15 protein-coding genes are annotated in these 16,211 nt (G+C 29.3%); 6 read left to right on the top strand and 9 right to left on the bottom strand.

The window, feature by feature from the left end:
* Positions 1 to 39 precede the first annotated feature (39 nt).
* Entirely contained in the window at positions 40 to 1,953 is a 1,914-nt protein-coding gene (htpG, locus tag AB0T67_RS04115) for a molecular chaperone HtpG (protein ID WP_369219262.1), read from the bottom strand.
* A gap of 189 nt (positions 1,954 to 2,142) precedes the next feature.
* On the opposite strand from htpG, the gene AB0T67_RS04110 reads away from it, so the two are divergent.
* A complete protein-coding gene (locus tag AB0T67_RS04110; RefSeq protein WP_271231672.1) occupies positions 2,143 to 3,150 on the top strand; it encodes a 3-oxoacyl-ACP synthase III family protein in 1,008 nt (335 codons plus the stop codon).
* Between the two features lie 169 nt (positions 3,151 to 3,319).
* Here AB0T67_RS04110 and AB0T67_RS04105 read toward each other — a convergent pair whose 3' ends face one another.
* A complete protein-coding gene (locus tag AB0T67_RS04105; protein WP_369219261.1) occupies positions 3,320 to 5,785 on the bottom strand; it encodes a TonB-dependent receptor domain-containing protein in 2,466 nt (821 codons plus the stop codon).
* A gap of 118 nt (positions 5,786 to 5,903) precedes the next feature.
* On the opposite strand from AB0T67_RS04105, the gene AB0T67_RS04100 reads away from it, so the two are divergent.
* Together AB0T67_RS04100 and AB0T67_RS04095 are read left to right on the top strand one after the other, a co-directional pair.
* Positions 5,904 to 6,425, top strand: coding sequence for a hypothetical protein (locus tag AB0T67_RS04100; protein WP_369219260.1), 522 nt, complete (start codon positions 5,904 to 5,906; stop codon positions 6,423 to 6,425).
* 21 nt (positions 6,426 to 6,446) lie between these two features.
* Complete coding sequence (locus tag AB0T67_RS04095) at positions 6,447 to 6,809, top strand: CoA-binding protein (RefSeq protein WP_271231674.1); 363 nt, start codon at positions 6,447 to 6,449, stop codon at positions 6,807 to 6,809.
* Here the strand turns inward: AB0T67_RS04095 and AB0T67_RS04090 are convergent.
* Genes AB0T67_RS04090 through pyrR form a run of 5 tightly spaced genes read right to left on the bottom strand, consistent with a single transcriptional unit; the run spans position 6,806 to position 9,943 of the window.
* Positions 6,806 to 7,747, bottom strand: a complete 942-nt coding sequence (locus tag AB0T67_RS04090) for a ribonuclease Z (protein WP_369219259.1) — start codon at positions 7,745 to 7,747, stop codon at positions 6,806 to 6,808. The genes AB0T67_RS04095 and AB0T67_RS04090 overlap by 4 nt on opposite strands.
* A complete protein-coding gene (locus AB0T67_RS04085) occupies positions 7,748 to 8,065 on the bottom strand; it encodes a T9SS type A sorting domain-containing protein (protein ID WP_369219258.1) in 318 nt (105 codons plus the stop codon).
* Positions 8,066 to 8,096: 31 nt separating this feature from the next.
* Positions 8,097 to 8,429 (bottom strand): hypothetical protein, encoded by a 333-nt coding sequence (locus AB0T67_RS04080; protein WP_369219257.1) that lies wholly within the window; start codon positions 8,427 to 8,429, stop codon positions 8,097 to 8,099.
* A gap of 2 nt (positions 8,430 to 8,431) precedes the next feature.
* A complete protein-coding gene (locus AB0T67_RS04075) occupies positions 8,432 to 9,364 on the bottom strand; it encodes an aspartate carbamoyltransferase catalytic subunit (protein ID WP_271231678.1) in 933 nt (310 codons plus the stop codon).
* A gap of 24 nt (positions 9,365 to 9,388) precedes the next feature.
* The gene (pyrR, locus tag AB0T67_RS04070) at positions 9,389 to 9,943 is read right to left on the bottom strand and encodes a bifunctional pyr operon transcriptional regulator/uracil phosphoribosyltransferase PyrR (RefSeq protein ID WP_271231679.1); all 555 of its coding nucleotides are present in this window, start codon (positions 9,941 to 9,943) and stop codon (positions 9,389 to 9,391) included.
* Between the two features lie 145 nt (positions 9,944 to 10,088).
* Here pyrR and AB0T67_RS04065 point away from each other — a divergent pair, with 145 nt between their 5' ends.
* A complete protein-coding gene (locus AB0T67_RS04065) occupies positions 10,089 to 11,981 on the top strand; it encodes a SulP family inorganic anion transporter (protein ID WP_369219256.1) in 1,893 nt (630 codons plus the stop codon).
* A 50-nt stretch (positions 11,982 to 12,031) separates the two neighbouring features.
* Here AB0T67_RS04065 and AB0T67_RS04060 read toward each other — a convergent pair whose 3' ends face one another.
* Positions 12,032 to 12,973, bottom strand: coding sequence for a LysR family transcriptional regulator (locus AB0T67_RS04060; protein WP_369220489.1), 942 nt, complete (start codon positions 12,971 to 12,973; stop codon positions 12,032 to 12,034).
* Between the two features lie 112 nt (positions 12,974 to 13,085).
* On the opposite strand from AB0T67_RS04060, the gene AB0T67_RS04055 reads away from it, so the two are divergent.
* On the top strand, positions 13,086 to 13,556 hold the full coding sequence (locus AB0T67_RS04055; protein ID WP_369219255.1) for a Dps family protein: 471 nt from the start codon (positions 13,086 to 13,088) through the stop codon (positions 13,554 to 13,556).
* 80 nt (positions 13,557 to 13,636) lie between these two features.
* Here AB0T67_RS04055 and AB0T67_RS04050 read toward each other — a convergent pair whose 3' ends face one another.
* Complete coding sequence (locus tag AB0T67_RS04050; RefSeq protein ID WP_369219254.1) at positions 13,637 to 14,452, bottom strand: TerC family protein; 816 nt, start codon at positions 14,450 to 14,452, stop codon at positions 13,637 to 13,639.
* Between the two features lie 238 nt (positions 14,453 to 14,690).
* On the opposite strand from AB0T67_RS04050, the gene AB0T67_RS04045 reads away from it, so the two are divergent.
* Positions 14,691 to 16,211, top strand: coding sequence for a PhoX family protein (locus AB0T67_RS04045; protein ID WP_369219253.1), 1,521 nt, complete (start codon positions 14,691 to 14,693; stop codon positions 16,209 to 16,211).

Here is a 16,211-nt window from a genome sequence, read left to right as displayed (position 1 = left end):
CACAAAGAGGTTTTTAATATATTTAAAAGTAAAAAAATATTACTTAATAAGTTCGTAAGAACGTTTGATGAAATTAGTTAAAGCCTCACCATGTAATAAGTTTTGAGATAATTTAGCTAAATCAAAAGCTTGAGTAATTAATCCAGCTTTTTTGTCTTCATCAGCATTTAAAATTTCAGAAACTAATGGAGAATTTGTATTTACAACTAAGTTATACATTTCAGGTAAATTACCCATTCCCATCATTCCACCTCCACCACCAGAAGCTTGCATTTCTTTCATTCTACGCATAAACTCAGGTACTGTAATTATAAATGGAGAAGAAGAAGAATCCATAGCTTCTAATTGAACAGTATAAGTTTGTGAAGCAATTACGCCTTCAATAACAGGTTTTAAAGTATCAACTTCTTCTTCAGTTAATTTAGAAATAACAGCATCGTCTTTCTTAATTAAGTTGTCAATAAAATCAGAATCTACACGTACAAACTGAACTTTAGTTTCTCCAGCAGTTTCTAATTTTTGCATTAAGTGACTTACAATCGGAGAATCTAAAACAACAACTTCGTATCCTTTTGCGCTTGCTTCTTGAATATAACTGTGTTGTGCTTCTTTATTAGACGTATATAAAACGATGTGATTTCCGTCTTTATCAGTTTGATTATCTTTAGTTTTTTCAACTAATTCATCAAAAGTAAAGTATGTATCTGCAACAGTTGGATATAAAGCAAATTTCTTAGCTTTATCCATAAATTTATCTTCCGATAACATTCCGTATTCGATAATTACTTTGATATCATTCCATTTTTGCTCAAAATCAGCTCTATCTTTTTTGAATAAAGAACTTAATTTATCAGCAACTTTTTTAGTAATATAACCAGAAATTTTCTTTACAGCTCCGTCAGCTTGTAAACCAGAACGAGAAACATTTAAAGGAATATCAGGAGAATCGATAACACCTTTTAACATCTGTAAAAAGTCAGGAACAATTCCTTCAACGTTATCAGTTACATAAACTTGGTTTTGATATAATTGGATTTTATCCTTTTGCATATCTAAACTCTGCGTTAACTTAGGGAAGAATAAAATTCCTGTTAAGTTAAACGGATAATCAACATTTAAATGAATGTGAAATAAAGATTCTTCAAATTGAGTAGGGTATAACTCTTTGTAAAAGTTAGTATAATCTTCATCATTTAAATCAGCAGGTGCTTTTGTCCAAGCTGGGTTTGTGTTGTTGATAATGTTATCAACTTCAATTTGTCTGTGAGGTTCAGTAGTTTCTTTACCATCAGCATCTGTAGTAGTTGCAGGAGTAAATTCAGGGTCGTTTATTTTGTTAGTTCCAAATTTAATTGGCACTTGATTAAAACGATTGTATTTGTTTAATAAACCACCAATTTTAGCTTCTTCTAAAAATTCTAAAGAATCATCAGCAACGTGTAAAATAATTTCTGTCCCTCTGTCAGCTTTATCATGCTCAACTAAAGTAAATTCAGGAGAACCATCACAAGTCCAATGAGCAGCAGGAGCATCTTTAAAAGATTTAGAAATTAATTCTACTTTATGAGCTACCATAAAAGCAGAATAAAAACCTAAACCAAAGTGTCCAATTACACCAGTTTCGTTTTTATCGTCTTTGTATTTATCTAAAAATTCTTCAGCTCCAGAAAATGCAATTTGGTTGATGTATTTTTCAACTTCATCAGCAGTCATTCCTAAACCTTGATCTTTAATTGTAATTGTTTTAGCATCTTTATCAATACTAATTTCAATTTTAGCATCTCCTAATTCAGTATTTGCCTCACCAATAGAAATTAAGTGCTTTAATTTAGTAGTTGCATCTGTTCCGTTTGATATTAACTCACGTAAAAAAATTTCGTGATCAGAATACAAGAATTTTTTAATCAGTGGAAATATATTTTCTACCGACACATTAATACTTCCTTTGCTCATAATTATATATTTTGTTTGATATTATTTTCTGATAAGTAATTAGTCAAAAAAAATACCAAAAGAAGTTTTATGACAAGATGACGTTTTTTGTGTTAAAATGGCTATCTTTTTAGTCAGTTTTATAGTATTGTAAAAATTACTATTTTTATAAGTGATAAAATTTTAAAACAATCAAAAAATTAATATAATATGTACAGTTCAAAAATAACAGGCTTAGGACATTATGTGCCAGAAAATGTAGTTACAAATAATGATTTAACTGCTTTTATGGATACTTCTGATGAATGGATTAAAGAAAGAACTGGTATTGAAGAACGCCGTTGGATAGATCCTAAAACAGATGACACTACTGCTGTTATGGGGGCAAAAGCTTCTAGAATAGCAATTGATCGTGCTGGTTTAACAAAAGATGATATTGATTTTATTGTTTTTGCAACGTTAAGCCCAGATATGTATTTTCCTGGAGGAGGCGTACAAGTTCAAAATATGTTAGATATGCCTACAATTGGTGCGTTAGATGTTCGTAATCAATGTTCGGGTTTTATTTATGCGATGTCAGTTGCCGACCAATTTATAAAAACAGGAATGTATAAAAATATTTTGGTTATTGGTGCTGAAAATCATTCTGGTGGTTTAGATAAATCAACTAGAGGAAGAAACGTTTCTGTAATTTTTGGTGATGGGGCAGGAGCTGCTGTTTTATCGAGATGTGAAGAGGAAGGAAAAGGAATTTTATCTTCTCATTTACATTCAGAGGGAAAACACGCTAAAGAATTGGTTTTAGAAGGACCATCAACAAGTCGTTGGGTTCCTGAAATTTTAGATAAAAATGATCCTGAAGATATTTCTTACTATCCTTATATGAACGGACAATTTGTGTTTAAACATGCTGTAACACGTTTTTCTGAAGCAATTATAGAAGGATTAGAAGCTAACAATTTGCAGAAAGATGCTATTGATATGTTAATTCCGCATCAAGCAAATTTACGTATTGCTCAGTTTATTCAAAAGAAATTTCAACTTTCTGATGATAAAGTATATAATAACATCATGAAATATGGAAATACTACAGCGGCTTCTGTAATTATTGCTTTAACCGAAGCTTGGGAAAAAGGAAAAATTAAAGACAATGATTTAGTCGTTTTAGCTGCTTTTGGTAGTGGATTCACTTGGGGGTCTGTTATTATTCGTTGGTAGTTTTTTAGCCCCGATTGTAGCAATTGTTTGAGCTCTTTTTTATTTTTCTTTTGAAAAAATAAAAAAAGCGAGTGCGGAAAGCGGGAAATAGCTTCAAAAAAAAATATATCAAAAAAAATCCGAAGTTTTAATTAACTTCGGATTTTTGATTTTTAAAAAAACAATAATTTTACATAAAACCACCGCCTTGTTTTTCGTTATTATCTCTGTTTCTTCTTCGTTTAGCTTTGTTTTTTCCTCCACCAAATCGATAATTAAAACCTAAGTAAGCAGTTCTACTTTCCCAGTTAAATTGTCCTGTTTGTGTATATGGATCTGTTGAATTAAAACGAAATTTCATGCCTTTAAAAACATCATTTACTTTAAATGAAAGACTTCCTTTTCCTTTTAAAATTTTATAACTAGCGCCTGTATTTATCATCCACATTGGATCAATATTAAACTGTAAATTTTTGTTAGCACCTCGATACATAGCGAATAATTGAAATTTCAATTTCTTAGAAGCACTAAAACTATTACTTAGTCGAGCATTAAAAGCAGTGTTTTCTACTTCTTTTTCAACATTACTAACAAGTCCTTTTAATTTTTGTGAATAAAGATCTAAACTAGCATTTGTACTCCACCATTTTGTAATTCTGTAATTGCTAGACATTTCAAAACCATATCTATCATTTCCATCAAAATTCTGATCTGATTTTATTTGTTTTGTATTGTTATTATCCGAAGGATCTTTGTATAAAATAGTTGAAATTTCGTCGGTTACTTTTCTGTAAAATGTTCCGAAAGTAAGTGAACCTCCTTTTATTTTTCGAGTATAATTTAATTCAAATGAATTGGTAAATTGAGGTTTTAAATCAGGGTTTCCAACAGAAGTAATTAAAGGAGTACTCCATTCTCTAATCGGATTTACTTGACTAATAGAAGGTCTATCAACTCTGCGACTATAACTTAATTGATACTGATTTTTTTCTGATGGATTAAAAGTGAAAAAAGCAGAAGGATAAATACTAAAAATATTATCAGTATAAGGTTTGGTTTCATTTTTATTGGTAAAACTTCCTTTTACGTCGTATTGTTCAATACGAGCACCTAATTGCATGGTTAATTTGTTAAACTTGTGTCCGTAGTTAACATAACCAGAAAAAATATCTCTATTATAAGTAAATGCTGATTTTCCGATAGCCTCTATAATAGGTGTATCACTAGCGTCAAGCACTAAATTACCATTAGTATCTACTTTATAACCATCTTGATCTGTATTGTTGTTATTCTTGGTTTCATTTGCTCTGTATTCTAAACCAACTTCTAATTTACCATTTTTTGATATTGGCTTTGTATAATCAAGATTAATTAAGGTGTTATTAGCTTTGTTCTTAATGGTGTTAAAGTAATTTAAAAATTTATATTCAGGGTCAGTTGCTAGTATAATAGTTTCATCATTTGTAGCATCTTCATCATTTTCTGAATCAGAATAAGTTGCTTCAAACTCTAAATTATGACCTTCTTGGTTAAAGTCAATTTTATAATTCATATTATAACTTCCTGAACTGTTATCATTATCAGAAGTATTAGGTGAATTCTGTTTAAGCGTATTTGTTAAGTCATATATTTTTACAGAACCATCATTAAAACTACTCGTTCTATTTTGCGTGGTATAAAAAGATAAAGTATTTTTATCATTAATATAGATATCAGCACCAAGTTTTACTAAATATGATTCTCTATCATTATCAAAAATAAAATTTTGAGATGAAGCCTCTTCACCTGTTCTTACAATTGCACCATAATTATGACGTTTACCTCCGTTGTATCCTAAGTTTGTATAAAAATTAACTTTACCAGTTTTATAATTCATGTTTAAAGAACCATTATAACGAGTGTTTTCTCCTTGTGTAATTCCCGTATTAATTGAGCCGTTAAAACCTTTATTAGCACCTTTATTTAAAATAATATTGATAATTCCACTCATTCCTTCAGGATTGTATTTTGCTGATGGATTGGTAATTAATTCAATACTTTTAATCGATGTAGAAGGTATTTGTTGTAATAATTGAGCAGTACTCATATTGGTTGGTTTTCCGTCAACTAAAACTCTAACATTTGAATTTCCACGTAAACTTATTTCTCCTGATTGACTATCGACACTTACAGATTGTACATTGTTTAGTAACTCTGATGCTGTTGCACCTGCTGAGGTTAAATCTTTACCGACATTAATTACTTTTCTGTCTATTTTTTGAGTTACAGTAGATGTTTCTGCACGAACTACGACTTCATCTAAAGCTGTACTATCTTCGGATAAAGAAATTGTACCTAAAGATACTTTTTTGTTTTTATTGCTAATAGTAATTGATTTAGATACTGTTTTGTATCCTATAAATTGAATTTCAATTGTATTTTTTCCTTCTGATATATTTTTGATACTAAAAGTACCATCATCATTTGTAATTCCACCAGTTAAAATTTTATCAGAAGTATTTTTAATTATGATGTTTACGTAAGGTAATGCTTCTTTTGATACTTTGTCAATCACTTTACCAGAAACAATACCAATTTTTGAGAGGTTTTTTTTAGGTGTTTGAGCAAATAAATTGACACTAAATACTGTTAAAATTAGTAGTAGTAAATTTTTCATTGAGTTTTTTTTGAGTTATTTGATATCTAATAGACGAGTTATTTCTTGTTTTTGTTACTGACTTTAACTACATTTAACTTATTGTTAACATTTGATATTCAAGAATAAAACATAAAAAATGATTAATATAATTGGAATTATTTTGACTACTGTCATCACTGCAGGGCTAACCTGGTATTCTGAAGTTAAATCAAATGAAAGACAAAAAAAACAAATTAATGGTCGATATTTACTTAAAGCTAATTTAGTTTATAAAGTTCTAGGGTTTTTATTCATCATTATTGGTGTTATTTTAATGAATTTTATAATTTTAAATTGGAATGAAGAGATAAAGATAATTGGACCTATCTTAATTTGTTTTTTTTTAATCCCTGGAATATTTACAGTAATTTTTTATTATAATTACAGTATAGAATTTGATGAATTAAGAATTATTACTACAAATTGGAAAGGAACAAAAAGAACATTTAAATGGAGTGAATTGATTAATGTTAAGTTTTTTAGTTCATTTAAATATTTAGAGATAAAACTTAAGTCTGATAAGATATTAATCAATCAAGACTCTACTGGATTCATTAATTTTATTGAAATGATGGAATTACAAATAGATTATACAATTGAAAAATTAAAAATTCACTAAACATTATACAAGTCCCTCATTATGAAGAAAAAAACATTGGTTATAGGAGCCTCTTTAAATCCTACAAGATATTCAAATATTGCAATTAAAAGATTGATAGATAAAAGTGTTGAGGTAGTTGCTATCGGTTTACGAAGCGGTAGTATATTTGGTGTAGTTGTAGCTACAGAAAAAGTATCGTTTAACGATATCAATACAATTACATTATATTTAAATTCAGAACGTCAAAAAGAGTATTATAGTTATATAATAGCTTTGAAACCTGAGCGCGTAATTTTTAATCCAGGTACCGAAAATGAAGATTTTTATACTCTTTTATCTGAAAATGATATTAAGTATGAGATCGCTTGTACGTTAGTTTTATTATCGACCAATCAATATTAATTATTAATATTGATTGGGTTATTACTTGTGCTATATTGTTTTCCTGCTTCTGCTAATTCTACATTTTCAAAAATAGTTTGAGCTTCTTTTTTGAACTCCTGAATATTTGAATAGCGACTAGAGTAGTGTCCGATAATCAATTTATTTACCATTGCTTGATTGGCTATATCGGCTGCTTGTTCAGCAGTTGAATGCTTTGTTTTATCGCATAAATCCTCTCTATCTTTTAAGAAGGTAGCTTCATGATATAACAAATCGACACCTTTAATAATAGGTACAATATCTGGTTTATAAGCAGTATCACTACAAAAAGCATAACTTTTTGCTTTTGGAGGAGCAATTGTTAATTCTGAATTTGGAACAATTTCACCTGTAGATAGTATGAAATCTTTACCTGCTTTAATATTATGATAATCGCAGGTATCTATTTCATCGTATTGTTGAACATTACCAATGTGTAATTTTCTTGCTTTATGCTTTTCTTTAAATAAGAATCCGTTTGTATAAACCCTATGATTTAAAGGAATAGTATGTACGGTAACTTTATCATCTTCAAAAATTAATTCACTTTCTTTCGATTCTAATTCATGAAAAAAGAGGTTATACTTTGTCCAAGATTTAGTTAGTTTTAATTGAAGTACGGTAATTTCTTTAATTCCTTTTGGGCCATAAATATGTAAGTCTTTTTCTCGATTTAAAATTCCAAATGTTGAAATAAGACCTATTAATCCAAAAAAATGATCACCATGTAAATGAGAAATAAAAATATGATTTATCTTAGAAAAACCAATTTTATATTTTCTCAGTTGTGTTTGAGTACCTTCTCCGCAGTCAATTAAAAAGTGACTATTATTAATTTCTAAATATTGAGATGTAGGATGCGCATTTACTCTCGGAGTAGCCGAGTGACAACCTAAAATAGTTAACTTTAAACTCATTTATCTAATTACAAATCGTTTAGAAATAATTTCTTTATTACTTTGAATAGCGTAAATATACATTCCTGATTTTAAATCATTACGATTAAAAAGAATTGAATTACGTCCATTAATAACGTCAATTTGTTTCGAATATACTGTTTTACCAAGTATGTTACGAACAGTTAAAATAACTGCTTGCTTGCTTGTCGAGTTAACAAAAATAGTTGTGTTGTTAACAAAAGGATTAGGAGATGCAACTAATTTGTCTATAGATTTTTGTTGAGAAAAACTAGATATTGTTACAAGTAAGAAGAAAAAAAGTATTTTTTTTGCCATATATATGTTTTTAATGAATCATTAAATTAGGTTAAAAACCTAAATCACGCTGCATATTTTCCATGTCTAAAACATCTTCAGCTTCAACCAATGTTGGAACAATATTAAATGTTTCTGGAAAATCATCAATGTTTACATCTTTTACTATAATAACAAAAGATGTGCCATTTTCTTGATGCTTATCAGCATATTCCAAAAATAACGAAATATTTTCTTTTGAAGCACAAAAATCACCTAAAACTTCAACAATAACGTGTTTTTTATTATAGTTAAAATGTTCTTTTTCAAAAGTTAAGAAGAAATTTTGAAAGTTTTTTTCTTCAGAACTAATTAAAGTATAGTTATTTTTATTTGCTATTTTCATGCTTATCTTTTTATCTGTTGTGCTAATAAGTACATAACTGCCATACGTACAGCAACACCATTTTCAACTTGATTTAAAATAATAGATTGTTTACTATCAGCAACATCACTTGTTAGTTCAACACCTCTGTTTATAGGACCTGGGTGCATAATCACAATTTCCTTGTTAAGTCCGTCTAAAATTTCTCTATTAATACCAAAAAGCTGTGTATATTCTCTTGTTGATGGGAAATATTTAATATCCATTCGTTCGTGTTGTACACGTAAAACATTGGCAACATCACACCACTCTAAAGCTTTCTTTAAATCGGTTTCAACTTCAACTCCTAAACTTGTAATATATCTAGGAATTAATGTAGTTGGTCCACAAACTTTAACTTCAGCACCTTGTAATTGTAAAGCGAATATATTTGAAAGTGCTACTCGTGAGTGTAAAACATCACCAACAATAACAATTTTTTTACCTTTTAAATTACTGTTTAAAGCTTCTCGCATCGAAAAACTATCTAACAATGCCTGTGTTGGATGTTCATGAGTTCCATCACCAGCATTAATAATTTTAGCATCTACATGTCTTGATAAAAATATACCTGCTCCAACACTCGCATGACGCATAACAACAATATCAACCTTCATGGCTAAAATATTGTTTACGGTGTCAATTAGTGTTTCTCCTTTTTTTACTGATGATTGTCCTGCTGAAAAATTAATGACATCAGCAGATAAACGTTTTTCTGCTAATTCGAATGATAATTTTGTACGGGTACTATTTTCAAAAAATAAATTAGCAATCGTAATATCTCGTAAAGAAGGAACTTTTTTAATCGGTCTATTTATAACTTCTTTAAAATGAGAAGCAGTTTCAAAAATAAGTTCTAAATCTGTTTTGTTAAGGTATTTGATACCTAATAAATTCTCAACACTTAACTGCTTCATCTTCGTTTTGTTTTATAATCATAGCTAATCAAGCTTAGTAGGCTTGGTTTCTAAGTAAATTCTGTCTTTTTTATGAGTTTCTTGCCAATTAACAATTACTGTTTCTTCGTTAATTGCATCTACTTGTCTTCCTCTATAATTAGGTTGGATAGGTAAATGACGGCTAAAACGACGGTCAATTAATACGAGTAACTCAATATTTTCTGGTCTTCCGTATGATTGAAGAGCTGTTAAAGCACTTCGCACACTTCGTCCTGAATAGAGTACGTCATCAATTATAACTACTTTTTTATCTTCAATTAAAAAATCGATTTCGGTAGATGTAGCCTCTAAAGGTGCATCTCTTCTTCGAAAGTCATCTCTATAAAAAGTAATATCTAAAAGACCTAATTGTAAATTTTTAATTTGATATTCATCTGTTAATAATTTTGCTAATCGTTTTGCTAAATAAGTACCTCTTGGTTGAAGACCTATTAAAACAGTATTAGAAAAATCATTATGATTTTCGATTAACTGACAGGCTAATCGATGCAGAATGATTTCAATTTCTTTTGAAGTAAGTAGTGTTTTCCTGCTCATAATTTGCTACCAAATTGGTTTGATAGTTGAATGTTCAAAAATAAAGTAAAAAATTAAGTGAGCAAAATTAAAGTTGAACAAACATAAAACTATATGAATAAAATTATCTTTACATTTGCCACCTTTTAGCAAAACGGATATAATTATGATGAAATACCTTAAGAATAAGAAACTTAACATTAAAGACGATACCCTTGCAGGTATAACAGTTTCTTTAGCAATGATACCCGAAGTGGTGGCTTTTGCTTTTGTTGCGCAAATTAGCCCTATTGTAGCATTGTTTGGAGCTTTTGTAGTCGGAATAATATCTGCTGTTTTTGGTGGAAGACCAGGTTTAATTTCAGGTGCAGCAGGTGCTGTAGCGGTTATTTTTGTACATATGATTCAAGAAGGACACGCAAAAGGACTTCTATTTGATGAACCTGTTGAAAATATGGGATACTTTTATTTACTCGCCGCCGTGGTTTTAATGGGAATAATACAAGTCTTTGCAGGACTATTTAAGCTCGGTAAGTTTGTACGGTTGATACCACATCCTGTAATGATGGGGTTTGTAAACGGATTGGCTATTGTTATTTTTATGGCACAATTAGGTATGTTCAAAGAAAATACCAAAGATTTTTTTGGACAAAATAAGCGTGAAACAACATCTAAAGAATTAGTTTATAACGTAAATAATAATGAAGTAAAAGATGTTTTATCAGGAACTGTTTTATATACGATTAATGATAAATCAGTAATAAATAACCAAACAGCTAAAGAAGCTTTTGTTATTTCTGATGGACAGGTTTTTAATCCAATAACTAAAAAAGTAGTCTTTAATGTAAACGAAGATGGTTTTTATTCAGTTAAAGATACTGGCGTTGTAAAATCGACTATGCAAGGCGAAAAACTTTATATAATGATAGGTTTGGTTTTATTAACAATGCTTATCGTTTGGGGATTACCAAAAATCACCACAAAAATACCCGCAGCATTAACCGCTATTTTAATCGTTTCTTGTATTGTTATTTTTGGAGGAATTCAATCAATTAATGTAGGTGATTTTATTAGAGATGGTGGTGGAGCTGGTTTAAATGGTTTTGATGAATTATCAAAAAAATTAAACGTATTTGAACTTTGGAGTAATTTACCTTTCAATTTAGAAACTTTAAAATTTATAGCACCGTATGCATTTTTAGCGGCTTCGGTTGGTTTAATTGAAACCTTAATGACCATGAATTTAGTCGATGAATTAACCGATACTAGAGGAAACGGAAATAAAGAATGTATCGCACAAGGTGCTGGAAATATGGTAAGTGGTTTATTTGGTGGTACTGGAGGTTGCGGTATGATTGGGCAAACGGTTATTAATATCAATGCTGGTGGACGTGGGCGTTTATCAGGAGTAATGATGTCGTTAACGTTATTAACTTTTATTTTATTTGCTGATAAATATATTGAACAAGTGCCAATTGCTGCCTTAGTAGGAGTAATGTTTATGATGGTTATTGAAACTTTTGCATGGTCTAGTTTTAGAATTATGAAAAAAATTCCAGCTTCGGATGCTTTTGTTTTAATTATTGTTTCTGCGGTAACGGTATTTTTTGATTTAGCAATTGCCGTTTTTGTAGGTGTTATTATTTCGGCATTATCATTTGCTTGGTCAAGTGCTAAAAAAATTAGAGCCAGAAAACGTGTAAAAGCAGACGGAACTAAAATATATGAAATTTGGGGACCTTTATTCTTCGGAAGTATTACAGAATTTAACGAGAAATTTGATATCAAAAATGATCCTGAAGTTATTGAAATTGATTTTGTAGAATCAAGAATTTCAGATCATTCAGCTATTGAAGCAATTGTTAATTTGGTAGAAAAATATAAAGCAGTAAACAAAAAAGTAACCTTAAAGCATTTAAGCGAAGATTGTAAAGTTTTATTATATAAAGCAAATCCGATTTTTACAGGAGTTATTGAAGAAGCTGTTGATGATCCTAGATATCATTTAGCTGCAAATCCAGAAAAGTTTCCAAAAGCTTTATCAGAATATAAATTCTAAATAAAAAAATCCCGCAATTATTTGCGGGATTTTTTTTGATTTATAGTTTTTTACATTTTTTGTATCGGACTAATTATTTGAACATCATTAAAAGCAATTGCGCCTCTTATTACGCTATCTATTGTTTTTTTCAAGGCTTCAATTAATTGCATTTTAAGTTGCGATTTATGATAAATTAAACTCACTTCTCTTGCAGGTGGAGGTGTTTCAAATTCTCTTAAATTTTTTTTATCAGCATCATTTAAATCGAGCGTATTTAAATAAGGTAATAAAGTCATTCCTAAGCCGTCTTTTGATAATTTTATAAGCGTATCGAAACTTCCACTTTCTAATTGAAAATTATTAGCACAATTTTTTTTATTAGCTCTACATAAATTAATAATGCTATTTTTAAAACAATGTCCATCTTCAAGAAGTAAAATATCATCAACATCTAAATCATCAATTTTAATTTTCTTTTTATTAAATAATCGATGTTCATTAGGTATCAAACCAACAAAAGGTTCGTAGTATAAAACACGTTCTTTTATTGCTTCATTTTCTAAAGGTGTAGCGGCTAAAGCAGCATCAATATGTCCATCAGTTAATTTTCTGATGATTTCTTCTGTAGTTAATTCTTCAATAATTAATTTAACTTTTGGATAATTTTTTCCAAAGGTTTTTAAGAACATCGGTAATAATGTAGGCATTACGGTAGGTATAATTCCAAGTTTAAACTCGCCACCTACAAAACCTTTTTCTTGATGTACGATGTCTTTAATACGACTACTTTCATCTACAATAACTTTTGCTTGTTCTATAATTTTTAGACCAACCTCTGTTAATTCGATTGGTTTTTTTGAACGATTAAATATTTTAGCCTCTAATTCATCTTCTAATTTTTGTATTTGCATACTTAAAGTAGGCTGTGTAACAAAACAATTTTCAGCTGCTACTGTAAAGTTTTTATATTTAGCTACAGCAAGAGTGTATTTTAACTGTGTTATTGTCATTGTATCAGTTTTTTTGATAAAGATATTAAAAGTATCAATAACACTTATAGTTTTTGGCAATTATTTGAACTTACTTTTGAAGTAGTAAATAACAGTACTTAAAAAGAAGATTATGAAAACAACAGTTTTAGGATTAGATACCAAAAAGTCAATAAAATTGGCAAAAGAATTAAATATATTATTGGCTAATTTTCAAGTGTATTATCAAAATGTAAGAGGTTTGCATTGGAATATTAAAGGAAAAAGTTTTTTTGAATTACACGTTAAATTTGAAGAATTATATACAGATTCTCAAGAAAAAGTTGATTTAATCGCCGAAAGAATTTTAACCTTACAAGGAACACCTTTACATACTTTTGAAGATTATTCAAGATTATCAACTGTTGTTGTTGGTAAAAATATTTCTAATGATGAAAAAGCAGTCGAATTAGTGGTAAATTCATTATCAGAATTATTGAAAATAGAGCGAACTATTTTAGCTATCGCAGATGACGCAAATGATGAAGGAACAAATTCAATGATGAGTGATTTTATCGCGGAGCAAGAAAAAACAATATGGATGTTAAATGCTTGGTTAGGTTAGAAATCAGCAAAAAAAACTTCTTGAAAAATAAAAAAGGCAATCATTATATGATTGCCTTTTTTTATGGGTATATTTTAAAATTATTTTTTATCATTAGGAATATTTACAGTGTTTTCTGCTAATATTTTTTTCTGATAACGTCCTTGAACAACATCTACAATAATTAAAATAGCTAATACAAAATAGAAAGTTGTTTTACTCATCGGTACAATTTCGTTTCCAAATAATTTTAAATGAGCTAAATGTCCACCTTCGGTAACTAACATAATTCCTACTATAAAAAGAATAAATAATCCTAAAACTTCGTACATACGATTTTTTGCTAAAAATGTAGAAATTTTATCAGCTAAAACTAACATTAATAATCCGCTTATAACAATAGCAATTGCCATAACAATAAATGCTGTTGTTGAGTTTTCAATTTCGCTAGTAAGTCCGATTGCAGCTAAAATAGAATCAAAAGAAAAAACTAAATTCATAATAACAATACTTGTAATAACAGCATTTGATGATTTAGCACTTTTTCCACCTTCAATATCATGAGATAAATCATTGCTTCCAATCATATGCCATATTTCTTTTATTGCTGTGTAAAGTATAAATCCACCACCAAGTAAAACAATAATACTGTGCCCGTTAAAAGCAAAATGTACAATATCTTTAATACCTCCTGTTAAAAAAGAAAAAGGATCTTGAAAGAAATCAATAATAGATACTAAAACAAAAAGTAATACAATTCTTAAAATAATAGCGATTAAAATACCGACTTTTCGAACCCTTTTTTGATCGGCTTGCGGTGCTTTTTTAGATTCTAAAGAAATATATAGTAAATTATCAAATCCTAAAACGGCTTGTAATAAGATTAGCATTAATAAAGTAAAAATGATTCCTAGCATAATAATTTAAAGTTAATTGATTTTATGTTGTCAAATATATTAATAAAGAATTGAAGCAAGAAGTGTTTCTAAATGAAGATAGTAAAGATAAGCTTACTTATTAAGACCAAATCTAATTATTTAAGTTCTCTTAATAAAGTTTACATTTTAATGATGTGTTGTTAAAATTAGGAGGCTATAAGTTTTACAAACGCGCCTTTAATTTGACCAATCAAAAAAACCTTAAATATTACTTATAATGAAAAACTTAAAATTAAGCGTATTAGCTTTATTGACAATTTCAATTAGTTTAACAACCTTGACTTCTTGTGAAGATGCTGTAGATGGAACTAATGGTATTGATGGAGTTGATGGAACTAACGGTACAGATGGAACTAATGGATCTGATGCTTCAGTTTATTTAACTGCTTCTAAAACTCCAAACTTTTTAAAAGTAACTAGTGATTTTACAGACTTAAAAATTACACCATTATTATCATCAGAAGATATTATACCTAGTTCTCCTGATTTTGTATATGGTTCTATGGCAGATGGTGCTGGTTTATTACCAGAAGCAGATGGTACTTTTACTTTAATTAATAATATTGAAGCTGATTATTCTATTGCTAGAATTAAATTAAATAAAAATTTAAGACCAGTATCAGCAGAATATATTTTAAATGCAACAGCAACAGGTGAAACAGCACAATGTTCTGGTTCTATGATTTCTCCAGAAGAACATGGTTTTGGACCTTTATATTTATCAGGTGGTGAATGGGGTGGAGCATCAAAAGGTGTTTTTGTAACTGATCCTTATAAATCTGCAGAGACAGCAAGTACTGGAGAAATGTTAACAGCAATGGGGCAATGGTCTACTGAAAATGCTGTAGTTATTGGTAAAGATGCGTATGCTGATAAAACAGTTGCTTTTATTGGAGATGATAACTCAAATAATGAAGTTCCTTCAGGTCAATTAGGAATGTATGTTGGTAATAGAGGTGATTTAAGTGGTGGAAAATTATATGGTTTAAAAGTTACAGCTCCTGGAATAACTTATGAAGTAGATATGGCTGAAGGAACTGAGTATACTGCTGAGTTTGTTGAGTTAGAAGAAAAAGAAATTACAGCTTTAGATACTGAATGTAAAACTAAAGGTGTTATGGGGTTCTCTAGATTAGAAGATATTGACTGGAGAAGAGGTTCTGCTGCTAATAATAGAGAAATTTATTTTGCAGTAACAGGTCGTAATAAACCAGGTTTAGTTGGTAAAGGTTCTATTTTAGGTCGTATATATAAAGTGGTTTTAAATGAAAATGACCCAACAGGTACAGCTAAAATTACTTGTGTATTAGATGGAGATATTGTTGGTGGAAAAGCTGATGGTTTTCACTCTCCTGATAATATTTTAGTTACTGAAAATTATGCATATATTCAAGAAGATCCTAACGGATATGCTGATGTAAATGCTAATATTATTGGATATTCTAAATTATATCAATATAACTTATCTACAGGAGCTTTAAAAACTGTTTTAGAATGTGATCAAGATAGAGCAGCAACTTTAGGTTACGGAAATACTGCAAAAAATTGGGAAATTACAGGTATGATTGATGTTACTGATATTGTAAATAATGGTAAAAATTCATTTTTAGTGATGACTCAAAACCATGGATGGGAACCTGCTGATGGAACTTCATTTACAGACCCAAAAGCAAATACTGATTTAAACAATAGAAAAGAAGGTTCTGTTTTACACTTAATTACAGGATTAGAAAGATAA

The organism is Tenacibaculum salmonis (assembly GCF_041053065.1).
GTDB classification, from domain to species: Bacteria; Bacteroidota; Bacteroidia; order Flavobacteriales; family Flavobacteriaceae; genus Polaribacter; species Polaribacter pacificus_A.
Note: the sequence above shows the minus strand (reverse complement) of the source record. Positions and strands in the feature narration are given on the sequence as shown.